The organism is Cupriavidus oxalaticus (assembly GCF_004768545.1).
GTDB classification, from domain to species: domain Bacteria; phylum Pseudomonadota; class Gammaproteobacteria; order Burkholderiales; family Burkholderiaceae; genus Cupriavidus; species Cupriavidus oxalaticus_A.
In genome coordinates this window covers 125,678-148,184 of the sequence record NZ_CP038639.1, presented here as the reverse complement: position 1 = coordinate 148,184, position 22,507 = coordinate 125,678, and the positions used below count along the sequence as shown (strand labels likewise).

Annotated in this window: 27 protein-coding genes and 3 pseudogenes; 15 read left to right on the top strand and 15 right to left on the bottom strand. The window is 59.0% G+C overall.

Features of this window, described 5'->3' with window-relative positions; genetic code table 11:
- Positions 1–111: 111 nt before the first annotated feature.
- Positions 112–357, bottom strand: a pseudogene (locus E0W60_RS35215) (transposase domain-containing protein); the annotation flags it as partial.
- A 124-nt stretch (positions 358–481) separates the two neighbouring features.
- Between E0W60_RS35215 and E0W60_RS35210 the strand changes: the two are divergent.
- Together E0W60_RS35210 and E0W60_RS35205 are read left to right on the top strand one after the other, a co-directional pair.
- Complete coding sequence (locus E0W60_RS35210; protein ID WP_135707443.1) at positions 482–1,714, top strand: site-specific integrase; 1,233 nt, start codon at positions 482–484, stop codon at positions 1,712–1,714.
- Entirely contained in the window at positions 1,711–2,265 is a 555-nt protein-coding gene (locus E0W60_RS35205) for a hypothetical protein (protein WP_240746164.1), read from the top strand. The genes E0W60_RS35210 and E0W60_RS35205 overlap by 4 nt, the downstream gene beginning before the upstream one ends.
- 73 nt (positions 2,266–2,338) lie before the next feature.
- On the opposite strand, the gene E0W60_RS35200 is transcribed toward E0W60_RS35205, so the two are convergent.
- Positions 2,339–2,539: a hypothetical protein gene (locus E0W60_RS35200; protein WP_240746163.1), complete on the bottom strand. Its 201-nt coding sequence runs from the start codon at positions 2,537–2,539 to the stop codon at positions 2,339–2,341.
- Between E0W60_RS35200 and E0W60_RS35195 the strand changes: the two genes are divergently transcribed.
- On the top strand, positions 2,502–2,804 hold the full coding sequence (locus E0W60_RS35195) for a tyrosine-type recombinase/integrase (protein WP_221221545.1): 303 nt from the start codon (positions 2,502–2,504) through the stop codon (positions 2,802–2,804). The two genes, E0W60_RS35200 and E0W60_RS35195, sit on opposite strands and share 38 nt — an antisense overlap.
- A 77-nt stretch (positions 2,805–2,881) precedes the next feature.
- Here the strand turns inward: E0W60_RS35195 and tnpC are convergent.
- The 4 genes and pseudogenes from tnpC to surE form a co-directional block, all read right to left on the bottom strand.
- A pseudogene (gene tnpC / locus E0W60_RS35190) lies at positions 2,882–3,888 on the bottom strand (IS66 family transposase); the annotation flags it as partial.
- Between the two features lie 65 nt (positions 3,889–3,953).
- Positions 3,954–4,289: an IS66 family insertion sequence element accessory protein TnpB gene (gene tnpB / locus E0W60_RS35185; protein ID WP_133303138.1), complete on the bottom strand. Its 336-nt coding sequence runs from the start codon at positions 4,287–4,289 to the stop codon at positions 3,954–3,956.
- Entirely contained in the window at positions 4,286–4,681 is a 396-nt protein-coding gene (tnpA, locus tag E0W60_RS35180; RefSeq protein ID WP_135707441.1) for an IS66-like element accessory protein TnpA, read from the bottom strand. Before tnpA ends, tnpB begins: the two co-directional genes overlap by 4 nt.
- A gap of 301 nt (positions 4,682–4,982) precedes the next feature.
- Complete coding sequence (gene surE / locus E0W60_RS35170) at positions 4,983–5,756, bottom strand: 5'/3'-nucleotidase SurE (protein ID WP_135707440.1); 774 nt, start codon at positions 5,754–5,756, stop codon at positions 4,983–4,985.
- 248 nt (positions 5,757–6,004) lie between these two features.
- Here surE and E0W60_RS38505 point away from each other — a divergent pair.
- From E0W60_RS38505 to E0W60_RS37950, 5 genes and pseudogenes are all read left to right on the top strand, one after another.
- Positions 6,005–6,257 (top strand): annotated as a pseudogene (locus E0W60_RS38505) (alcohol dehydrogenase catalytic domain-containing protein); the annotation flags it as partial.
- Positions 6,258–6,440: 183 nt separating this feature from the next.
- Positions 6,441–7,253, top strand: coding sequence for an AraC family transcriptional regulator (locus E0W60_RS35165; RefSeq protein ID WP_135707439.1), 813 nt, complete (start codon positions 6,441–6,443; stop codon positions 7,251–7,253).
- Positions 7,254–7,596: 343 nt separating this feature from the next.
- Positions 7,597–8,229, top strand: coding sequence for an alanyl-tRNA editing protein (locus E0W60_RS35160; protein ID WP_135707438.1), 633 nt, complete (start codon positions 7,597–7,599; stop codon positions 8,227–8,229).
- Between the two features lie 67 nt (positions 8,230–8,296).
- A complete protein-coding gene (locus tag E0W60_RS35155; protein WP_135707437.1) occupies positions 8,297–8,764 on the top strand; it encodes a RidA family protein in 468 nt (155 codons plus the stop codon).
- A 919-nt stretch (positions 8,765–9,683) separates the two neighbouring features.
- Positions 9,684–10,112 carry an integrase catalytic domain-containing protein gene (locus tag E0W60_RS37950; RefSeq protein ID WP_240746162.1) on the top strand — a complete coding sequence of 143 codons (429 nt, stop codon included), beginning with the start codon at positions 9,684–9,686 and terminating at the stop codon, positions 10,110–10,112.
- A gap of 859 nt (positions 10,113–10,971) precedes the next feature.
- On the opposite strand, the gene catC is transcribed toward E0W60_RS37950, so the two are convergent.
- The 5 genes from catC to E0W60_RS35120 form a co-directional block, all read right to left on the bottom strand.
- Entirely contained in the window at positions 10,972–11,247 is a 276-nt protein-coding gene (gene catC, locus E0W60_RS35145) for a muconolactone Delta-isomerase (RefSeq protein WP_135707436.1), read from the bottom strand.
- Between the two features lie 93 nt (positions 11,248–11,340).
- Positions 11,341–11,682, bottom strand: a complete 342-nt coding sequence (locus tag E0W60_RS35140; RefSeq protein ID WP_135707435.1) for a 4-methylmuconolactone methylisomerase — start codon at positions 11,680–11,682, stop codon at positions 11,341–11,343.
- Between the two features lie 121 nt (positions 11,683–11,803).
- Entirely contained in the window at positions 11,804–12,298 is a 495-nt protein-coding gene (locus E0W60_RS35135) for an MFS transporter (RefSeq protein WP_240746161.1), read from the bottom strand.
- Between the two features lie 50 nt (positions 12,299–12,348).
- Positions 12,349–12,600: a hypothetical protein gene (locus E0W60_RS35130; RefSeq protein WP_346769585.1), complete on the bottom strand. Its 252-nt coding sequence runs from the start codon at positions 12,598–12,600 to the stop codon at positions 12,349–12,351.
- Between the two features lie 467 nt (positions 12,601–13,067).
- On the bottom strand, positions 13,068–13,961 hold the full coding sequence (locus E0W60_RS35120) for a LysR family transcriptional regulator (protein WP_135707434.1): 894 nt from the start codon (positions 13,959–13,961) through the stop codon (positions 13,068–13,070).
- Positions 13,962–14,078: 117 nt separating this feature from the next.
- Here E0W60_RS35120 and E0W60_RS35115 point away from each other — a divergent pair, with 117 nt between their 5' ends.
- From E0W60_RS35115 to E0W60_RS38270, 6 genes are all read left to right on the top strand, one after another.
- Positions 14,079–14,822: an SDR family oxidoreductase gene (locus E0W60_RS35115; protein ID WP_135707433.1), complete on the top strand. Its 744-nt coding sequence runs from the start codon at positions 14,079–14,081 to the stop codon at positions 14,820–14,822.
- Positions 14,823–15,523: 701 nt separating this feature from the next.
- Complete coding sequence (locus tag E0W60_RS35110; RefSeq protein ID WP_135707432.1) at positions 15,524–16,717, top strand: iron-containing alcohol dehydrogenase; 1,194 nt, start codon at positions 15,524–15,526, stop codon at positions 16,715–16,717.
- Between the two features lie 61 nt (positions 16,718–16,778).
- Entirely contained in the window at positions 16,779–17,027 is a 249-nt protein-coding gene (locus E0W60_RS38500) for a helix-turn-helix domain-containing protein (protein ID WP_431189939.1), read from the top strand.
- A complete protein-coding gene (locus E0W60_RS38280) occupies positions 16,949–17,251 on the top strand; it encodes a hypothetical protein (protein WP_346769584.1) in 303 nt (100 codons plus the stop codon). Before E0W60_RS38500 ends, E0W60_RS38280 begins: the two co-directional genes overlap by 79 nt.
- Positions 17,248–17,433 carry a hypothetical protein gene (locus tag E0W60_RS38275; RefSeq protein WP_346769583.1) on the top strand — a complete coding sequence of 62 codons (186 nt, stop codon included), beginning with the start codon at positions 17,248–17,250 and terminating at the stop codon, positions 17,431–17,433. The genes E0W60_RS38280 and E0W60_RS38275 overlap by 4 nt, the downstream gene beginning before the upstream one ends.
- A gap of 7 nt (positions 17,434–17,440) precedes the next feature.
- Positions 17,441–17,689 carry a hypothetical protein gene (locus E0W60_RS38270; protein WP_346769582.1) on the top strand — a complete coding sequence of 83 codons (249 nt, stop codon included), beginning with the start codon at positions 17,441–17,443 and terminating at the stop codon, positions 17,687–17,689.
- A gap of 9 nt (positions 17,690–17,698) precedes the next feature.
- Here E0W60_RS38270 and E0W60_RS35100 read toward each other — a convergent pair whose 3' ends face one another.
- Positions 17,699–18,466, bottom strand: a complete 768-nt coding sequence (locus tag E0W60_RS35100; RefSeq protein ID WP_135707431.1) for a GntR family transcriptional regulator — start codon at positions 18,464–18,466, stop codon at positions 17,699–17,701.
- 301 nt (positions 18,467–18,767) lie between these two features.
- Positions 18,768–19,982, bottom strand: coding sequence for an MFS transporter (locus tag E0W60_RS35095; protein ID WP_135707430.1), 1,215 nt, complete (start codon positions 19,980–19,982; stop codon positions 18,768–18,770).
- Positions 19,983–20,060: 78 nt separating this feature from the next.
- Here E0W60_RS35095 and E0W60_RS35090 point away from each other — a divergent pair, with 78 nt between their 5' ends.
- Positions 20,061–20,417, top strand: coding sequence for an ArsR/SmtB family transcription factor (locus tag E0W60_RS35090; RefSeq protein WP_135707429.1), 357 nt, complete (start codon positions 20,061–20,063; stop codon positions 20,415–20,417).
- 201 nt (positions 20,418–20,618) lie between these two features.
- Here E0W60_RS35090 and E0W60_RS35085 read toward each other — a convergent pair whose 3' ends face one another.
- On the bottom strand, positions 20,619–21,227 hold the full coding sequence (locus E0W60_RS35085) for a hypothetical protein (RefSeq protein ID WP_135707428.1): 609 nt from the start codon (positions 21,225–21,227) through the stop codon (positions 20,619–20,621).
- A 40-nt stretch (positions 21,228–21,267) separates the two neighbouring features.
- A complete protein-coding gene (locus E0W60_RS35080; RefSeq protein WP_135707427.1) occupies positions 21,268–22,506 on the bottom strand; it encodes a CaiB/BaiF CoA transferase family protein in 1,239 nt (412 codons plus the stop codon).
- Position 22,507: the final 1 nt, after the last annotated feature.

Sequence of the window (22,507 nt, the reverse complement as noted above, 5' to 3'; positions counted from 1 at the left end):
AAGAGAGCAAGGAGCATCGTGTCCATTTAAATTCTTGGTGGACACGTCAATACTTTCGAGAAGATCGATAAGCGGCCAGCGAACCCGTCTTGACGTTGATGATCGCAGCGGCTAGGTGGCGCTGGTTGCCGGCTTCCAGCGATGTGGTAGCAATTCGGCGATGTTGCTGGCGCGGTGGGTTGGTAGCCGTGTGAGCACGTCTTTCAGATAGGCGTACGGATCGTGACCATTGAGCTGCGCTGACCGAATCAAACTCATGATTGCCGCAGCACGCTGTCCGGCACGCAAGGAGCCGGCGAACAACCAGTTGGCCCTGCCAACGGCCCAGGGGCGGATCTGATTCTCGACCCAGTTATGCCGGCTCCCCGATTATGCCGCGTCGTGCACGCGCGTGACGGTGGGTATGGCCTTTCATGATCGCTGTGTCGGCATAAACATATGATGTCTCAGGCTGGCTAATGAGCTGGCCAGGAGAGATCAGATGAATGCAACACGCACAGTCAGCGAATCCGGCGGGCTGCCGGCCCATCACATCGATGCATTTCTTGATCGTCTACGGACGGCACACTATTCCGAGGTATCGCTTCGCAAGAAACGAAGAGTCCTGTGCGCGTTCTCCGGGTGGATGAAGAACAGGAACATTGACCTGATCGATCTCGATGAGTCTGTCACAGCTCGTTTTATGAATCGCATGATCGACGCTTCAAGAGACCGCGTCCAGCGTGCGCGTCCCACCTTACGGCAGTTTCTTGCCTATCTGCGCGCGGAAGCCATTGTGTGTTCGCCGACATTGGGCGGCCAGTCCGAGATTGCGCGCATTTATCGCCGATACCTGGACCATCTGAGGCAGGATCGTGGACTCGCGAAGAACTCGCTGCTCGTCTACGGCCCCTTCATTCGCGACTTTCTCGACAGCCACTCGGCCAACGACGGAACGATATTGGCAGATGCATTTTGCGCCGTAACGATCCGAGATCATTTCCTTGCCTACAGCGAAGGTCGATCGGCGGAGTACACGCGGCTGATGCCAGTTGCGCTTCGCTGGTTCTGCCATTTCCTCTTTCTGCGCGGCGATACGCCCCGAGACCTGTATGAGTCAGTGCCGTCAGTTCGTAAGTGGCGACAGTCAACTGTACCGACGTTCCTCACGCCTGAGCAGCAAGAAGCTCTCATTGCGTCCGCAGACCGGTCGACTCCGACTGGGCGCCGTGACTACGCAATCCTGCTGTTGTTGGCGCGGCTCGGTCTACGTGCCGGAGAGATAGTTGCCATGCAGCTCGACGACATTCACTGGCGCTCTGGGGAACTCGTCGTTCATGGCAAGGGGCAGATGGTGGAGCACGTCCCCCTGCCATCGGAGGTCGGAGCAGCAATCGCTACATATCTCCGCGATGGTCGCGGAGCAAGTGCATCGCGGCACGTATTCCTTCGTAGATTGGCACCTCGGATTGGTCTGGCGGGACCGGCGGCGATTGGCAAGATTGTTTGTCAGGCCTTCGCACGTGCAGGTTTCCGCCCCGCGTGCCGTGTTTCCGCACATCTGTTCCGTCACGGTCTGGCGACGACGATGATTCGCCACGGGGCCTCGATCGCAGAAATAGCCGAGGTCTTGCGGCACCGCTCACCGGACAGTACCGCGATCTATGCAAAGGTCGCGTTTGAGGACCTGCGCGGGGTCGCGCGCTCGTGGCCCACGGCGGGAGGTGCAATATGACTTCGATCCGTGACTCCCTCGCTCGGTACGTGGCGGTCCGCCGCGCTCTCGGGGCATCATTCTATGAACCTGCATTGGCACTCGGTCATTTCGTTGATCTTCTGGAACATGAAGACGCAGAGTTCATTACTACCGATCTGGCTCTGCGCTGGGCGATGACGCCCGCACTCGTCGAACGCGCCACCTGGGGGCGGCGCCTCTCTCAAGTGAGAGGATTAGCCAGATGGATGAACGTCATTGACGGTCGAAACCAGATTCCTCCAGCAGGACTCCTGAGTGCCCGCAGACGGCGCAATGCCCCGCATATTTACACGGAGCAGGAAATTGATCTGCTTATGACCCGCGCCGCTCAACTGCGATCCCGAACCGGCATGCGAGCACTGACCTATTCGACGCTCATCGGGCTTCTTGTAGCGACGGGCCTCAGGCCAGGCGAAGCGCTTCGGTTCGACCGGTCCGACGTTGACCTCGTCAGCGGTATACTCTCCATCCGGGAATCGAAGTTCGGCAACTATGCCGCGTTCACGGCAATGCCGATCAAGCTGGGATAGGATCACGATGATGCTTGTAAGGAGGCAGCAGGAGGTCATTCCCAAGGTCGCTGGAGCGGCATAGTTTTAATGACTAAAGGCCCTTGAGAAACGTCGCGAGCTTACTGTCAGGCCGGTATCGTACGGGCTTGCCATCATGTGGTCCGACATTAGCGAGAATCTTTTCCTTCAGCTCCAGACTGGCATCCAGGTACATCTGGGTTGTCTGGAGCGATTCGTGGCCCATCCACAGGGCAATGTTGAATGGATCCACGCCAGCTTGCAATAATTCCATGGCTGCCGTGTGCCGACTATATCGTGAACGATATAGTCGGCATAGCTGTGCGGTCGCGTTGTTGCAGTCTGGCACTGACATAACGGTGATTCGCGACTACCTTGGCCACACCAGCGTCGCAACGACAGGTCGTTACGTCACAATCAATCTGCAAATGAAGCGAGACGCCATGCCGGCGTTCTGGAAGAAAGCCGGCATTAAGCCAACGAACGCAAAACCATGGAAGCCCAACGCCGACCTGCTCGCGTTCCTGCAGTCCTTGTGACTGCGGTCAAATTTTATACGGAGTTCTAACCTCCGATTAACGCAGGCACGCTGGCGGCAAGTTGATTCTCTCCAGATAAAATCTCGCTCGGGATAATGCGCTGCGCATCCGATTTCGATGATGCCTTGCTGGAATCCGGCCTTATACCCGCCGTAGTCATCGCACACAAGCTTGCCCTGCCAGTCACCCAGGAAGGATCTGGCACGCTCGCCGGCGCCTGTCGGCGAAGTCATAGACCACGGCCCGCAAGTCTGCGAATTGCGTGGCGGTATACGCCCACAGGTATGCACGATGCGTTTTTCCCTTGCCGGGACTGAGCATCTGCACCGGCGTCTCATCGGCATGCAACAAGCCCTGCTGCAATATTTCCTGATGCAGCGCGTCGACCAGCGGCTGCAGCCGCACGCCACACACGCCTACCCAGGCTCCGAGCGTCGATCGCGGGATCGCCAGACCGGCGCGCGCAAAGATACGCTCCTGCCGGTACAGTGGCAGGTGGTCTCCGTATTTGGAGATCAGCGTATGGGCCAGCAGGCCGGCAGTAGGAATGCCCTTGTCGACGACGTGCGGCAGCACCGGCGCCTGGATAAGCGTCTCGCACATCTTGCAGGCCCACTTGCCGCGGATATGCCGTTCGACCGTAAACACACCGCGTATAGTCCAGCTTCTCGCTGACGTCCTCGCCGATACGAACTCGCTGACAGCCGCATTGGCACGTCACATCATCCGGCTCATGATAGATGTCGGTGCGCGGCAGTTGCGGCGGCAACGGCGTTCGTTTCGGCTGCTGACGTTGCTTTTGCTCAGGTGTATCTGATTGGAGCTGTTCGAGCTCGGTTTCGATCGCGGCCAGATCCGCGTCAATGGTCTCATCGAGCAGGCTCGCCTGCTCGGCATTGAGCTGCTCGCTGCGCTTACCGAATTTCAAGCGCTTGAGTATCGAGATCTCGTGCGTGAGCTGGTCGATACGCGTCTGGCGGTAACGCAACTCACGATCTTTCTCACCGACCTGTGCGATCAACTCAGCAGCCAGTGTCCGAAGCTGTTCCGGGCTGAGGTCGTTGAGGTCTGTTGGCGAGTTCATATGGCCAGTTTGCCAGAACCGAACCCACCATGGAATCGAAACTGTTTACGTCCCGGCGAAAGGCCTTACACCACGCAGATTGCGTGATCGTGCGTCAATGTCTGCCACGGCAGGCCCGTCACAAGCGCCCGTAGTTGCTCGGGATTCAGCGCAACAGCGATCGCCGTCTGACCATTCGTCCATACGAAGCGCCCTTTGTTCAAGCGACGCGCAGCCAACCAGATTCCGAAACCGTCGTACACCAAGACCTTCATACGCGTCGAGTTCTTGTTGGCGAACAGGTAGGCATGGTGAGGACGCGCTGCCCCGAACACTTTCACTACGCGAGCCAAGATCGTATCGGTGCCTGCGCGCATATCCAGTGGTTCCGTTGCCAGCCAAATTGCGTCGATCCGGATCACCGAAGCCACCCTTGCAGCCACAGCGCACAATCGCTCGCGGCCGATAGCGGCCAGCGGATGGTAACCGTCGCCGCTCCTCGGCGCACTTCGATCTGGATCTCCGTGGGACCGGGTGCAACGCTCGGCGTCTCCAGTTGCAACGGCAAAAATTCCACTGGCGGCGCACCCATCAACTTCCGGGCCTCGTCTGCCGCATCCAACTCCTCTTGCGTAGCGACCCAACTCCGTACCATGTTCGCATTCAGACGGTAGTGCAGCGCCACCGCCGCAATCGACACGTTCGGCTGCATCGCCGCACGCACCACTTGCGCCTTGAACTCTTTGCTATGTCGCCGGCGTCGCGCCGGCTGCACTACATCCTGGACTACCTCGGCCCCTTCCATCGTGTACATTTGTCCATGCCAAATTTAGATGGACACGATCCTTGCCCTTAACATCTTCCCGGATCAAGGTGTGTTCGCTGGGCGCTTACGAAGATCGCGCCTGCTGACGTCGACGTCGGCGCAGATTTCAAGGCCAAAGCGGTCCAGAACTGCATGCAACCGTGTGTCTCGATTGCGGCAGTGGCCCTGCTCCATCGATTGAAAGCGAATCTGTTGCGGCGCTGGGTCGCCAGTAGTTCCTGCCGCCAGCCCCGCGATCGTGCGCCAACGGCGCCGGTCCCCGCGAACCTTTGCGGGCCGCTTCAGCCTCTCAGACCAGCCGCCCCGCCAGCGCCGCCACCTCCTCCTCATCCGTGCGCTCGAAGCGCAGCGGCGTCACCGAGATGCACCCTCTGCCAAGCACCATCGCCTCAGTATCCTCCGCATCCGGCCGCGGCCCCCGCGAAAATTGCAGCCAATGATAGGGAATGCCTCGCGGATCAACATGCGCCCTGACTGCGATGCCATTGACTAGCCCGACACCCTGCCGCGTCACGGTCAGCGGTCCCGCGTCTTGCGCCGGCACGTCGGGGAAATTGACATTCAGGCACGCTTGCGTGCCCAAGCCGGAAGCGACCAGGCGGCGGATCACGTCGGGCGCCAGCGCACTCGCGGTGTCCCATCGCACGGCTTCGCGGTCGGAAAAGGCCTGACTTAGGGCGATGGCCGGAATCCCCAGCAGGATGGCGGTCATGGCGGCGCCCACGGTGCCGGAGAACACCGTTTCCAGACCGAGGTTAGCGCCTCGATTAACGCCGGATAGCACCAGCGTGGGCGGGTTATCGGCCATCAGGTGGCGCGCGGCCATGACCACGCAGTCGCCTGGCGTGCCTGACACACCGAAACGACGCTCACCCTGGCGGCTGTAGCGCAGCGGTGCGTGCAGGCTTATCGAGTGTGAAGTGCCGCTCTGGTCATGCTCGGGCGCTACCACCCACACTTCACGCGCTAATGTAAACGCTACGCCTTCCAGCACCGCCAAGCCGGGTGCGTCGATTCCGTCGTCGTTGGTGAGGAGCACGCGTTCGAATAGGGGTTCGGACATGGATAAGGATCAACTTGGGAATCGAAAGGAGCCCTGCGGCCGTGCCGGCTGCGCCCGCAGCGAAACTTCAACTATAAATCGAGGCCCCGGGCAGCGTCTGGCCTATCAGCAGTTGATAACTATTGGCAATTTTTTACAAGTGCGCTTAGGCCCAAACGATCACAGTGGTAATGTTGCGCGAAGAACCTCGGCGGGGGCACATCGGTTTGCCAGCGCTCTTCACTGAACCAGCTTGGAGGTTGAAAGATATGAAAGCCGCCTACTATTCGTCAAAAGGCCGGCTCGAGACGTTCTCATGGTGGGCTAAGAGCCTGATCCGGCACCTCAAATGAGCGAAGTCCTGGTTCGCATCGCACCCTCGGGCGTAAATCCATCAGACGTCAAATCGCGATCGGGCGTCCAAGCCCCGCGATGGAGTTTCCGCGCGTTATTCCTCACGGCGCCGGCGTCATCGAGGCAGTCGGGGCAGGCGTTTTGAAGCAGTGGATCGGACAGCGGGTCTAGACAATCAACGGCCAGTGGCAACGAACCTGCCAATCTCCGTGAAAGGCTGCCATCGATGTGCTCCCCCTCCGCTGAAACGAGGAGAACTGCAACACCCGCAGGCCGAAAACTTTTTAGCAAGTTTCGGCTTGGGGCAACAGTTCGCTCCGATGTCGAAGGAAAGCCCCCCAGGAGGCCCTGATGAAGGATCGCGTCGAGTACAAACGCAGCAACGAGATTCCGGGTCTCGTGCTTAGTGAGGCGCGCTTTTCCGATTTCCGCTTCGAACGTCACTACCATCTGGACTACCATGTCGCGCTGGTGACCGAGGGTGTCCAGCGCCAGGGATTCCACGGCGAAACGCTGCTACTTACGCCGGGCAGCATCCAGTTGATGCCACTCGGCGAGGTGCATGACGGCATTAGTGCCGGGGACGAGTCTTACACACTCAAGACGTTTCGCCTCTCCCCCCAGTTGCTGAACGGACTCGGAGAGGAAATCTCGGGGCAGGATCGTTTCCCTGCGCTGGGTGGGGCGGTCATTCAGGATTCTTCGCTGGCCGGTCATCTGTGCCGATTGCACGATGCACTGCGGGCGGCTCCGCCAGGGTCCGAGCCGATGAAAGTTCAGTCCGAATGGCTGACCTTACTTGACCGCCTGTTCGTCCAGACGCGGATGGTCAAGCCGCAGTTTGTCAAAGGGACACTCACACAGGTGCAATGGCAGCGAGTGAGGGACTATTGCGATGCCCATCTGGCCGAAAAAATCACCCTCGAAGAGCTTGCGGCCATTTGCAACCTTGAGCGCTTCCATTTTCTCAAGCTTTTCAAGCAGACAGTCGGCATGACTCCCCACGCCTGGCTCGTACGGCTCAGGCTGGAGCGCGCGTGCTCCTTGCTGAGTCACACCGACCGGTGTCTGACCCAGGTGGCGCAGGAAGTTGGCTTCTACGACCAGAGCCACTTCAATCGGGCGTTCCGGCAAGCCTTTGGTGTATCTCCCTCGAGGTACTGACATTCCAGATCGCAGCAGGCCACCTAGCTAGGGCGCTGCGCCCCCAAGCACTGAGACTTAGCTTCCCCTCGCAGCATCAACGTCACGCACTCATCCTAGGTAGCCGGATGCAGGGCATCTCCTTCGCGCCGAGCGTCCCCGCCCACGCGCCCCCCAAGCACAAACACTCAATTTTTTACAAGCTGAACGGGCGCACGCCCTTTAAGTTTGCGTCATGCGGGAAGCAAGTTGTCTTTCCGCGATTGTCGCGCCGCAGGAGTCGCCTGATGGCAAGAGGCCACGAGCGAGTCAAGGACTCTGGAGAAGCTGCACCGCGATGAGAAATAGCACTGAAGGATACGAAATGACACAACGCACCTACTTCAACAGCGACGAACTGACGATGCGCACCCAGGTGATCGATTGCTCGCCCGATGATGCCGGAAAGTTCCGGGTGACGCTGGCCGAGACCCTGTTCCACCCGCACGGCGGAGGTCAGCTCTCAGACAAGGGGAGTATTGCCGGCGTGAACGTCGAGCGCGTGATTCTGGAAGGTGACAAGGTCATTCACATCGCCGACCAGGAAGTCGCTGTCGGCGAAGCGCTGATTGAAGTATCGCCAGAAACCCGCATGCTGCACGCTCGACTCCACTCTGCCGGTCACTTGATTTCCGGCGTAGTGGAGCAGATGGGCTGGTACGCAAGCAAAGGTCACCACTGGCCTGGTGAAGGACGGGTGGTTTTCGAGCCACGCGGCAACCCACAGCCGCTGACCGCCGATGGCGTTGAGCAGACAGTAAATCGGCTCATTGCAAATGATGTACCTCGCCATCTGGCCGAGCTGGATGGCATGAGGTCTGTGTGCTTTGGCGACCTGCCGATGCGTAACTGCGGCGGGACTCACGTCAGGTCCGCTGGACAAGTTGGCCCTATCAAGATCCTGAAGCTCAAAGAGAAAAAGGGGCAGCTCTCGATCCAATATGACCTCGTATCCTGAATTTTCCGGTTTCACACGTGCCGTCGGCATCAAGCTTCGGCACCTATTTCACCCTTAAGGAGATTTTATGAACCGCGCTGAACTCGATGCCCGTCTCGCAGAACTCGGCATTGAACTGCAACCGCCGAAGGCAGCGATTGCCAACTACGTACCCACCGTTCTGGTAGGTGGCTTCTTGCACATTTCTGGACAGGTCGCCTTTAAGGACGGCAAGCCGTTCGCCCTCGGTCAAGTCGGCACGGAAGTGAGTATCGAACTGGCGAAAGAAGCAGCGCGGCTGAGCGGCATGGCCATCTTGTCCCAAATTCGCTCGCAACTGACGGACGGCCGGAGCGTGATCCGCGTCTGCTCCGTGACTGGCTACGTGCATGCCGCCACTGAATTCGCGGCGCACGCGGAAGTCATTAACGGTGCCTCGGAGATCCTCGTTGAAGTCCTGGGCGATAAGGGTAGGCACAGTCGCACCGCAGTGGGCGTATCGAGCCTGCCCTTCCGATGCCCAGTTGAGGTCAATGCTGTCGTCCAGCTTGGCTAACCGACAAGTACCATTACTGCGCAAGGCCAATCATCAAAAGGCGGTCAAAACAACAGGGAAACCGTTCTGACAAGAACCTCGGGCTATTCGCCTGTTGGCGAGCGAACGGGTGTGAGAACCAAGATGACACGGATGACGGTCGTTCTGCCATTAGGTTCGCGTGGACACCGTCGCCAACGTTCTCTTATCAATGCCAACGCCTTTCATCAATGAAGTCCTGCTATGCCGCTGCTGTTGCAGATCGCCAATACCCCCAGCGGTAGCCGCTATATCCGCTAGCATTCACCTCGATCCAACTGATTGATCCGTAATGGATCTTTCGTCCGTTGTGACGTCTACCACTGTTGCTGGTAGGCAACGCGTTTTGGGGCGTTGGGTCCACTAATTCCGCCAGCCTGGGTCACCCGTTCAGTAAATCGCCTAATGTGACTGAGACCACTGTCTTGGACACGCGATGAGGATTGCAACGAAGCGCGAGCTGGCGATTGCGAGGGTCTTGCGTCCGCTTGGGAGGGCTCCTCTCTCGCGTAGGCAAGCCGAGAATGCTGGCAAATTGCTGGGAATCCATTGGGCGACGGTTTACCACTTGCGCCGGCGCTTCCTCGCGGATCCGGTGGCGAGCGCGTTGATACCGTATGAACGAGGTCCCAAAGTGGGAGATACGCGTCTAGCGGCGACTGTCGAGGAAATTGTGAGGGAGGTACTTTCCGATTGGCTGCCGCGACAGCCTTATCTTGCTCATCCGCTCTTCGAGCTGGTCGTCGAAATCCGGAAGCGATGCGCAGCGGCAAGTATTAGTCCGCCAAGCAGATCTACCATTTCGCGACGCTGGCGCGCACATCGGGAAGAAGAGGCACTTCGGCTCGCAACGCTGCCGGGTTCTGAGATTCCCCCAGGCCATCTTGTGGCGCGCTGTCCGATGGACATTGTGCAGATTGATCACACGCTGGCCGATTTGATGCTGGTGGATGATGCGAGCCGACGCCCCATTGGCCGGCCATGGCTAAGCATCGCCCTCGATGTTTCGACAAGATGCGTCGTTGGCGTATACGTCGGGATGGACCGCCCCAACGCGGCAACTGTTGCGTTGCTATTGACTCGCGTTGTCTTGCCAAAGGATGGCTGGCTCGCCAGCCTCGATGTTAGCGTTGATTGGCCTATGCACGGCATTCCACAGCTACTTCATCTCGATAATGCGGCGGAATTCAAGAGCAGGGCATTGCGAGCGGGGTGTCGGGAGTACGGCGTCGAACTGATGTACCGACCTGCGGGGAGACCGTACTTCGGGGGCCATATCGTGAAGAGTAATAAAGATGTTACGTCGGGGGCTGAGAGCGAAGTTATGTAAATCAATAAGTTATAAATTATTTTGTGGACGTCCGTATCAACATTGCGACGATTTTTCGAGTAGTAATGTTTGTACTCCCCGGCGGCAAGTAGTAATCTTGGAACGATCGCTGGTCCGTCACTTCGTATCATCTTTACTACTTTTCGCTCTGACTATGCGGTTTCGCTCTGGTTGATCAAAAGGAGCGTTCGCGCGAAACATGCCTAAATAGAGCTGCAATCACAGCCGAGGACCGAATACGAGGTGGCCTTGCCGCAGAGTGAGAGTAGTCGAGCAGGGGACACGATTTCTCCGAACTGCAGTAGTAAAGATGATACTTTCCGCGTGATTAAGCGCGCGGAGGAACATTTCTACGAATTGGTACCGCGATTACTACAGTTCACGGCTTTGCTGTGAATCGTGCCAGTGTCGGGCTCAACGAAATGGATTTGGAAAACGTGCTTGGCCAGGTCGATGGCTACTGTGGTCGGTTCCATTTGGATCCTCCTTGGCAGGCTGCGACGACAGAATCACCACTGTGACACACATGGGAGCTCAGCCTTACGAACTGCTCCGGCACGGTCGGCGATTCGCCGAGGCGGGAGGCGACCATTCCATCTACAGTTCACGATTTTCCGAGCTGCACCAGAGCGACTTGGCGTTGTGCATTTCGCAGACTGCGTCTGGCGAAATGGTCGACGGGCCATGCCTGGCATTCCGCCCGCAACGTGGAGCCTTGGTATGCATCGTCCGCCATGTCGGATCAGAAGGCGCCGTCAGCGTGACAGCGCCATACCTGTCAAAGGCAGCAGGTATCGCCTTGCCGGATCGAACGATCCAGCGCCGCAGACGAGGCATTTCGATTCAGGGGTGACGCTGCTCAGATCGCTGACGGATGTCGTGCCAGCGGCGTGACCTGAATGGTCATGTAGGGGAATAGGGGCAGTGATGACAGCAGTTCATGCAACTCGTCATGGCTTTCTACATCGAAGATGCTGATATTGGCGTAGCGCCCTGCCACGCGCCACAGGTGTGGCCACTTTCCGGCTTGCTGGATTTCGATCGCGCGCGCCTTTTCCGCCGCCTTGAGGGCATCGGCACGGTCTGCGGGGACTGAGTCTGGAATCTTCACGTCCATCTGAACGCAGTAAAGCATGATGTCTCCTTGTCTGTTCCAAGTAAGTGGGACCGGGACCGGACCGCCTCCGGTCCGGCTTCAGAGTATGCGCTAAATCGGTTAAGGCGGTGCTTAGTCAGCGCTCCTCTCGCCGGCGACAGATGCGGTGCGAAATGGCTTGAGCCGGCCGATAAAGGTCTTGCCGTGTTCGAACCACGCCTTGCGGACGTCGGAAGCCATGTGGCGGTCGTAGTCAGCTTCGTTCTCGAACCAGCATTCGCCGATGGCGTCCACATGCCCGATGCCGAAAAAAGGCACATGGGTGTCGGTCGGCTGCCCGGCGACGAGGCGGCCCTCATACCGATGCAGACCAGGCACATCGTGCGACATCTCGTAGTGGCGCAGGCAATCAGCGCGGAAGGTTTCGTCGGTCATGCCTTCCGGCTTGACCAGCAGGTACAGCATGCGAATCATGTGCATTCCCTTTTCGCTGGATTAACCATGGTCAATGGCCTTGTGGGCCTGGTAATCGTGCGATGCCCTTCAGGAAGGTGCGCGCGCCGGGTTGGCGAGCGTGACCGTGTCGATGTCGTTCTCAGTGCCGATTTTCTCGATGGCAATACCTCGGGCCTCGGGCAGCAGCATGCCGCGTGGGGCGGCGCTTGATACGATCGCACAGGTCCGCCGCCACGGCGAAGCCGCAGAACGAGCCGAAGGCCATGATGAAGACGGTGACGATCCGCGAGGTGGCGGCGATGACATCACGCTGGCTCAGCAGGGACGGCAGCCAGACCAAGATGGCGTAGCAGCCGGCCTGAAGCCCGATCGCCAGCACGCTCAACAGGATAAGCGAACGCGCGTATCTGCGATTGAACACCGAAGCCAGCGACGCGCGCGGCGCGCTGCTCTGCCGAGCACGCTCGAACATGGGAGCGTCATTGATATGGCGACGGATAAAGAGCACGATTGAGGCCGGGATGATGCCGATCCAGAACGCGGCCCGCCATGCCATGTCCTGCGGCAACCAGGCCAGCAGCAGCGTTGCGACCACCGCAGCCAGTCCCCGGCCAAGAGCAAAGCCGGATTGCACATAATGGCCTTGCCGCGGTGCTTCGGGCTTGTGGGCGCGGCGGTAGCGCGCTAGTTCGGGGTGCGGCGGTAGCGCGCTAGTTCAGCACTCAATTCGTAGTCGCCGGCACCAGTCCGGGTCTTGCTGCCCTTGCTGGTCATCTCCAGCCACCAGCGCTCAATGTCCTGGGCATTGCGGCGGCAGAAGAACGCGCCCATGGTGGTGGCCTTCAGTTCCGACGCCCGCAAGCCCCCGGAAAGCACGGTCAGTACCGACCGGCAGCGGGCCGCGTGTAAGCGTTCCCGCGCCGTCTCGGTCGGCATTGCCGCTCCCGCTCCATGGCAAGATCTCACTGTTCACAGCGCACGCGTTAGGCGTGGTCTTGCTGGTGTCCAAAGATGAATTGTCCGCTCTCACGCTATTTCGTGTGCTTCAACCGGTCCGTTGCCTCGCTGTGAAAGTAGCCGTTCGTCGTTGACAGAGAGCCGTGCCCGAAGTTGTGGCGCACATGGTGCAGTCTACCTGGTGGGCCATGTGTGAGCCGGTGGTGTGGCGCAGCCAGTGCGCCGAGGCGCCGGCCAGTATCGCGGCCATGCCCAATACCTCTTTCAGGATCGAGTGAAGCGCGCCGCGTGACAGCGCTTTCTCGCTGCCCGCATTTCCACTTACCGGCAACTCCATGACGCGTCTTGCAGAACTGCTCGGCAGGGGCAAGGCACGGGCGCCGCGGTAGCGCGTCACATCAAGGATACTCCCCGCGCCGACTAGAATTTCGACTGGATAGCGATCGCTAAGCGTGGGACAGTGTCTTTACAAGGGAATCGAAAACTAGGCGTACACGTAGCGGTACCGCTCCCGGTCGCGGCCGATATACGAAGATATCCCAAGGATCCGGTTCGAACTGTTTCAGTACTGGTACTAATTTGCCACTGGCAATATGCTCGTCCGCTAGTGATGCGGCGAGTTGGCCGAAAGCTAGGCCTCCAAGCACCGCATCGCGCTCGGCCTCAGAGTCATTGCTGGTAAAGACGGGTGCCGCCGGCGTGTACTGTTGGCCGTCAGCAAACCACCATGGCCATGGCCGCCCAGTGGTGACGTCCTGCATGACCGTCGTGGGCAGCGCCTCCAGATCGCGGATTTGGCTTGGTGCGCCGAGCCGCTGGATGAGGGCCGGCGCGCCCACAATATGGAAGCGGTGCGTTGCTACCTTGCGAGCCACAATCCGGCTATCGCGCACAGCGCCAAAACGCACCCCGATATCTATTCGCTCGTCCACCAGGTCTGCCGGCACGTCGCTCAGGTGCAGCTCGATACGCAAACCCCTATGCAGCAAGGCAAGTTCAGTTAAGGCCGGCAGCACTCTAATACGGCCCAACGCCACGGGAGCTGTGACGCGGACTACGCCCGCGAATTCCGCCTCTTCGGTGCCTCGGTGGGCCGAAAACAGCGCATCGAAAAGCAACAAACTGTCGCGCGCCCGCTCTGCTAACTGCTCGCCAAACGCAGTGATCCGTACTTGGCGCGTGTTGCGGTGAAAGAGCAGTTCGCCTTGGATGCTTTCCAGTTCTTGGATGGCTCTCGTTACAGCCTGAGGGGAGATACCCAGTCGTACCGCCGCACGCTTAAAACTTCCGGCTTCAGTTGCGGCGATAAAGATACGCAGCATTTCGAGACGGTTAAGCATGGCCTGGACAATTCCAATTTCCGGAATTCAGAAATCTTAACATTTCCATTTTACGTAATCCGTGGGGCGCCGATACTGACCTTCATCCAGGGAGCGTTACTGACAAAGGGAGATGAAATGAGCGTCAATATCGAAGGCAAAGTGGTCGTTATCACGGGCGCCAGCAGCGGACTTGGTGAGACAACAGCACGTTACTTGGCCGCACGCGGTGCGTCCGTGGTGCTGGCTGCACGCCGTGCTGACCGGCTGGCGAATATCGCCGAGGAAATCCGCGCGGCAGGCGGAAAGGTGGAAGTAGTGCCAACTGACGTGACGCAGCAGAGCGAAGTACGTGCACTGATCGATACCGCCGTGCGGGTATTCGGCAAGATCGACGTGCTTGTCAATAACGCTGGTTTGATGGCCATAGCTCCGCTGAGTGAAGCGAAGGTTGAAGAGTGGGACAGTATGATCGACATCAATGTCAAGGGCGTGCTCTACGGCATCGCCGCCGCATTGCCGGTATTCCAGAGGCAAGGCAGCGGCCATTTCATCAACATCGCTTCGGTTGCAGGCATCAAGGTTTTCAGCCCCGGCGGCACGGTGTACAGCGGCACTAAGTTTGCGGTGCGAGCCATCTCTGAAGGACTGCGCCACGAGGTCGGTGGCGCAATCCGCACGACCACTATCGAGCCCGGCGCGGTCGACTCGGAACTGAAGCTCGGCAGCAGCCACGAAGCCAGCACTCAATTCTTGAAGAACCTCTATGAGATAGCGATCCCGTCCGAGGCGGTCGCGCGCGCCATCGCGTACGCGATTGAGCAACCAGCAAACGTAGATATCAACGAGATCGTTCTGCGTCCAACCATACAAGACTTCTAGGCATCGCAGGGCAACCTTACCGGAGGAATTGCGTGAGGCCTTGCGCCGGCACGTGGGCGGTGCCGGTGCGGGGCACCCCAACACCTGTGGTCGCGCGGAATTCCGCCGCTGTGGCAGCAATTGCGCGCTCCCCCGTAGCTTCACTGCCCTGGCCGAAGAGTGGTATAGATCACAACTGGTGGACCACCCTTTCCGTTGTAATTGCAGGCCACAACCTCCGAAGTAGGTGGACTTGCAGCGGTCTCGTTTTCGGTCACGGCTACGGTGCTGCAGCGGGAGCGAAAGGCGCTCTGGGCTTGGTAAGAAGCGTTCATGTCGGAGAGGCCGGCTGAAGCTGGCAGCCCAGGTTGGCAAGGCCCATGTTACCTCTGGCGTCGATGGGGCGCCCGCCACGCGCGCGCTTCATCCTTCGGGGTCGGGCCATGCCCGATAAACAACTATTAAGGAGAGGGAAGAGTCTAGGCCGTGAATAAGGAGCACCTGGCGGGGGGCGGTGTCGCGGAAGCCATGTTTTGTTTTCGTTGCGGGTTTGCCGGCATGGAAGGCAGAAACCGAGGACAGTTAATGTGATCTGTAGACCTACAATGCAGCTTCACTTCTGCCATCGTAACCGGCGATGGCGCCTTCTTGATCCAATGATTTGCTCGCGGCAATCCTTGCGCGATCATTTGACTGCCTGTCAACCTTCGTAAGGATGTCAAATGCACCAAATCGAACCCAAGCGCTACCGTTTCACCGGGCATGATCGTGTTTTCCACGACGTGTCTGCCATAGAAACCCTGCCAGAGGTGTTGAAGTTATTCGGGTATCGCCGTGTATTCGTGGTGTGCTCGCGCTCGATTCGAACCAAGACCACGTGGGTCGACCGCTTGGAAGAACGGCTTGGCGATTTGCTCGTCGGCCTCACTGACGAAGTCGGGGAGCATTCGCCCCTGTCCAACGTACTAAAAGCCGCCCAGCAGTTGCGCGACTCTCGCGCAGACGTGATCGTGTCGGTTGGCGGAGGGTCGGTCATGGACATGTGCAAGGCGATGCAGCTTTGCATCTCCGAAAACGTATACGACCGCGAATCGTTGCTCCGACTCCAGTTCGTTTTATCCGATGACGGCACTGAGATGCTGACGACCTCGCATGCGCCCGCTGCCATTCGCCACATTGCGATTCCAACTACCTTGGCCACGTCAGAATGGACCCCGGTCAGCACGCCAATTGATGATGAAACCAAGCTGAAGGCCCGCTTCGTGGTGCCGGACGGCTCACCACAAGTAATTCTCTACGACCCAGAACTTCTGCGGCAGACACCAGTGCGACTGCTGTGGTCGACTGGCGTCCGTGGCCTCGATCATGCAATCAATACCGCCTGCTCGTCTTCACCTCATCCCTTTGCTAGCTTGCTGGCGGAGCAAGCCATCGCGCTGTACCTCCGACATCTGCCGGGACTTGATAACACGAACGCCCCAGAAGCGCTGATTTCCTTCACGCAATGCCAGTTGGCCACCTGGTATACCGGGATGGGTCAGATGTCGGTGCCGCACGGATTTAGTCATTGGATGGTCCATATCATTGGGCCTTATGGCGGCATCGCGCATAGCGATGCCGCATGTGTATTAATGCTGGCCCAAGCGAAATGGCTGGAAGGGTGGGTTGAGCCGCAGCATGCCCGCTTGCGCGCCGCCATCGGCCAGCCGGACAGGCCATTCCACGCCATTCTTCATGACCTGTTGGTACGGCTGGGCATGCCGACCTCGCTCGACGATCTTGGGCTCAGTCGCAGCCAAGTCGACGCGATGATCGGGCCGGCGCTCGAACATCCGATGGTGACGCGCAACAACGTACGGCCGATCCGGAACGAAGCTGATCTGCGCGCTGTGCTGGAGCTCGCCTGGCGGGCATAATGGCTGCCATCGGGCCGATAAGTCGGCCCCACTCACGGTCCACAGAAAGGCCGCCCACGCCATGAAGATTGACCCCGTCTCGCTGCGGCTATTCCTTGCGGTGCCCGAGCTCGGTACCATTACCGCTGCCGCGGAACGCGAGCATATCGCAGCTTCGGCAGTAAGCAAACGGATCAGCGACCTGGGGCGGCGCTGCGCGCACAGCTGCTCGAGCGCAGCAACAAGGGCATCGTGCCCACCCCGGCGGGCATTGCCTTGCAGAACCTGTCCCGAAGCATCGTCAATGATCTCGAGAACGTCGCCGCGATGATGCAAGATTATGCCAGCGGCACCCGCGGTCTGGTTCGCATCTATGCCAACGTGTCATCGATCGCCCAGTTTCTCCCTGCGGACCTGCACGGCTTCATCGAAACGTATCCCGACGTGCAACTGCAGCTCGAAGAGCGCATCAGCACCGCAAGCCTCAAGGGCGTGGCCGAAACGCTGCAGACATTGGCTGCTTTGCGGATCTCGGCACTAGGCAACAAGACGTGATCGTGCTGCCATATCGTGAGGATGATTTGGTGGTGGTGATGTCACGGCACCATGCGCTGGCATCGCGCAAAAAGCTGACGACGCACGAAGTGCTGGGTAATTATTTCATTGGCCTGCAGACCGGTAGCTACATTAATATGCAGTTGCTACGCTATGCGCGCCGAGCGTGGCGTGCCGGTTAAATTCCGCATGCAAGTCTACAGCTACGATGCCGGCTGCCTGATGGTAAAAGCCGATATGGGCATCGGCATCTTGCCCGTCAGTTTGGCACGGCGCTATGCCAGGACCATGGGCATCCGTGTGGTCACACTTGATGCGCCGTGGGCTCATCGCAAGCTCAAAATTGCATCTGTTCCTACGAGGCATTATCGGTCGCGGCGCGGAAACTGGTCGATCACCTGTGCCCTCGGTGCACGTGATTTTCGTAGCCGCTTCTGAATCCTGGGACTAACCGGGGCTTCGCTTAAGATGGAAGGTGACGGAGGTGCGATCTGCCGGATAGACGGTGTCCGAGATTTCGAGAATCTTGCCGGCGCGCTTATAGTGGCGAACCAAATGCAGGCCCGCTGATCCCGGCTGTACGCCAAGTTTCGTGGCCAGAGGCTCCGCGATGACAACGGCGGTCACGATTTGTCGTATTTCATCGATTGCCATGCCACGCTCTCGTTCGATGATTTCGCTGACCAGCGTCGCGGGTTGGGCGAGAATGATGTCGGTCAATCCTGTGAGAGCGGCGTCGACATAAATATCTGCTTGAGCAACCGGCCTTTTGCTCTTCCGAGCATCCACGCGTGTACCGCTCAGCAGCGTCCAATGGCTACCAATCGGTGCCTCAAGCCGCCTCGCCAGTTCACGGTCTAGCGTTACCTCTTTAACATGCTCCGTGACTCGCACTTCTGTTGCGGCCACATGCACTAGATCTTCGATCGTTCCGATGGATTGGGTGTAGGACGCAGACGGATTAGCACTTGCCACGACGGTGCCGACTGCCTTCTTGCGGTTAATGTAGCCCAGTTCCTGCAGAACCTTGAGCGCGGCACGAACAGTATGCCGGCTCACGCCATACTGGTCGGCGAGCTCCAGCTCCGTAGGAAGTAAGCTCCCTACGACCCGACGACCCCCAGTGATATCTTTGGCAAGTAGGCTTGCAAGTTCGGCGTATCTTGTTTGCGTACTATGGGTGGCATCGTCGCTTTCCTTCTGCGCTGAGGACATTGTAAACGGAGAGTATAGGGATCATGAAGAGACCGGTCTGGTCCCGCTATATCACTATTGTACTGTCGACCCGTTCCAGGACGTCATGGCACCCTTGGGCAAGGCACACCGCCTCCGTGCCGCCCCGCGGCAAGCGTTCAGATAGCATGGTTATGCTTGATGCGCAGCGCGGGACTTATGTGACGGTATGGACAGAGGAAGCCATCCCCCATTTAGAAGCGGTTCTAGCCGGTACGAAAAATGGCATTGCGCCGGTTTCCCAGGTCTGAAGGGACGAGGCTTGCGTGGCGCCGTCATCAGGTCAGTCGCCGATCTTCCCGGCCCGCTGCACGGCCCAGGCACCTCCGGCTATGGCCGTTAGACCCAACACAAATGCGAACAGCATCGCGCCCGATGCCAGTCCAACGGCATCGATTAAATACCCCGTCGCCACTGGCAGTAGTCCCGCGGGGATATATCCGCCAATGTTCAGTACTGCGTTCGACTGTGCGCGATGGCTGTCCGGTACGTGGAGGCCGATAAGGGTCAGTCCTCCCAGTTGACCGAGTCCCTGTCCGGCCCCAGCGAGCAACGCTGAAGCAATCAGCGCAGGAACCAGCGAGGCATGGATCGCCATCGCCAGGCAAACCATCGCCAGCACAGTGGCCGACGCGCTGCCAGCAAAGATTCGCGCCACCGACCACTTCCTTACAGCAAGCTGCACGCCGACAGCAGTAAAAAACATTGCGCAGGCCATGCCGCCCGCCAGCAAGGGGCTGCGCACTTCGAGCAGCCGCGAAAGGAGGGATGGTCCCAGCGCCAATACGAAGGAGGTCGCTGTGATGCCGGGGCCAAACGTAGCGATGCCGTATAAGACCTGTTTCCGGTTGGCGGCCGGCACGTGAGGGAGTCGCAGACTAAGTCGGCCAGCCTCCTGTGTGCTTCGTACGGGCAAGCGCAGGGCTGCAATCACGGCGCTGACGAGTACCAGCGACTCGGCTGCAAAGATAGGCAGGACCGGTTGCGCGAGAAGTTGGGCGATTCCACCAGCCACGAGCGGTCCCAAGCCGGCGCCGAGCACCATAGCGATGGAGGCCAGCAGCGCCGCCCGACGTTTGTGCTCGGCACCACCGGCATCGACCACCGCCGCCATGCCAGCCGAAACTATGACGCCCACCGCCACACCGGCCAGCAACCGGCCCACAGCGAGCATGCCGATCGAGTTAGCGTTGGCAAACAGACCGCAGGCAATAAGCGCCGCGACCAGGCCCGGAATCAGTACCGGCTTACGCCCATAGTGGTCTGAAAGCTGACCCGCAACCAGCAGCGTTCCCAGCAGTCCGGCGATGTAGAGCGCAAAGATAACGGTAAGGACACCGGAGGAAAAGCCCAACTGCTCCTGCCAATGCACGTAGAGAGGAGTAGTTGAGTTCGACAGCATGAAAACCGACGTTACCACCCAGGCGGGCCGCCACAGATGTGCCAGTGGGGAACTGGTAGAGGGATTGGCGTTGCTGACAGTTGAAGGGACCGACATGACAATACTCCTGTACGAGATTTTTCGAACTATACGCCAGTTCGAAAAATCTCGTACAGGTGCTATAGTAAGTGCACTATGAGCGCAACCGTCACTTCCACTCCCGCCAATCTTCCGCAACCGCTTGAGGAACCAGCCGTCGACGAACTACGGTTGGAAGTTATCTTGGGCGCACTAGCCGACCCGCTCCGCCTCACCGTCGTGCACAAGCTGTTGCAGGAATCGGATGCTTACGACCACCCTTGCGGGTGGTTTGGTTTCGCGCGGCCAAAATCGTCGCTGACCCATCATTTCAAAGCCTTGCGCGAAGCTGGGATAATTCGGCAGCGGCAATATGGCCTAGAACGGCGCAGCCGCCTTCGCCGTGAAGATCTTGACGCGCGTTTCCCCGGCTTGCTGGATTTGGTAGCAAACTGGCAACCGCCGGCCCTGTAAGCTCGATGGCCGCTCGGGGTAGGCGATGTCCACATCGTCGATGACCAGATACTTGGCCTCGCCGTTGGCAAAGATCCGGCCCGGCGGGCGAATCTTCAGGGTAATTGGCCGTTCTCGGCTGGCAGAGCTGGTTTCCCGCTCTTTCGCCTTTGGAGCCGAGGAAGACGAGCTGGTGCAAGCAGGCGTGCGCCATCCAGCCTATCAAGCGTCCCGGTCAGCGTGCGACGTCGACTCAAGTTTCGGGAACAGGTTGCCGGTGCCAAAGCGGATGCTGGGCACCTTCGACGCCAGACCGGCTTCCACAGCCGCCAGTCTTGAAAGCGCTGTTAGGGTATCGGACATTGCTTCGAGGTCACCTGGGGTAACGGTTCCTGGTGGCCCTGCGGTTGAACCATCCAAGGCCGAGCGCGCTAGCCTCATCGCGGCGTCCCCGTCGATAGGACATGGATGTAGGGCTATGCTGGCGATTTGGGAGTCAATATCCCGGCCTTCCCCAAGCATTACGACAGGTCCCAGGCACGGAATCAGCATAGTTCCGAGTAGGCGGCCGTGCTCAGTCGGGAGCCTACTACCCACAATTCCGTTAATTTTCGTGCCCGCAGGCATATTGTTGAAGACATCACCAAGTTGCTCGCGCAGTTGCACCTCGCCGTGCAGGTGGACTAGCGTGCGACGCACTGGTAGCTCAAATGTATCCACTGTTGAAAGCAGCTTGAGCAATGCTGGCGCCCCCAGTGCATGCGCGATTAACGTGGCCATTTCATGGATGGCCTTGGGCCGCATCCCGGCCAGTGGCGGGGTTGGTGTCATCGTTGTTTCGAGACCGTGGAGTCTTGCGGCGATGCGGTCATCACAGGATTGTCCCGAAATCGCGAAACTTTGCGATCTGATGAGGCGAGTAACCTGCAGCCGTCAAGATTTCTTCGGTGTGCTCGCCAAGCATTGGTGCGCGGTGGCGCACTGTCCCAGGGGACTCGCTGAGCTTAATAGGTACGCCCGCGATCTTCACTGGTATAGCGGAACCAGGCTGTTCAACTTCCACTAGCATCTCTCGCACCGCGTAGTGCTCGTCGGCAAAAATCTCGGTCGCCGTATAAACCGGCCCGAACGGCACCTTGCCGCCTAGGATCAAGCCAATCTCTCTTTTGGAGCGCACACGGGTGAACGCTTCAATGGCGTCAATCACTTGCTCCTGATGCGCTACGCGTGCCGCGTTAGTTGCGAAGGCAGGGGCATGGGCCAGATCCTCGCGACCGATAGCGCAAGCCAGCTCGACCCAAAACGCGTCAGTGGCACATGCGATCGATACATGGCCATCGCGTGTCCGGAACAATCCAAACGGGCACAGCAAAGGATGCCGATTGCCTTCGGCTGCCGGCGCTGCACCGGTGTACGAAGCCTGGTAAACGATACGTTCGCAAATGGCCAGCACGGCGTCCGTCATTGCGACATCGACGAATTGTCCTTCTCCTGTATCCCTGGCTCGGTGCACTGCTGCAAGAATGCCAATGCAAAGCATGAGGGCCGGTATGGTGTCGCCCACCCCCGGGCCGACTTTTGTGGGCGTGTGCCGGTCCGGGCCTGTGATGCCCATCATGCCGCCCATGGCCTGTGAGACGACATCATAGGCGGGCCATTGGGCATAGGGACTCGCGCCGCTGCGCGGATCCCCAAACCCTCGCACTGCCGCGTAAATTAAGCGCGGGTTGGTCTCGCGAAGCACCTCATACGACAAGCCCAGGCGTTCCATAACACCAGCGCGGAAATTTTCGACTACGACGTCAGATTCATCGATTAGTCTACGCAGAATTTCGCGGCCACCTTCGGTTTTGAGATCCACCGCGAGGGAGCGTTTATTGCGGTTGACGCTCTGGAAGTAGCCGCCGAAGGCGCGAAGGTTGTCGTCTGCACAAAACGGACCGGTGATGCGCGTGCCATCACCGGTCAGTGCTTCGACCTTGATCACGTCCGCGCCGTGGTCAGCTAATATCTGAGTGCAGAAGGGCCCGGCAAGCATTTGGGTGAAATCGATCACCAGCAGGCCGCTAAGAGCGCCGGTCTTTAAGTGTTGTTGGCCATCGCGCTGCATT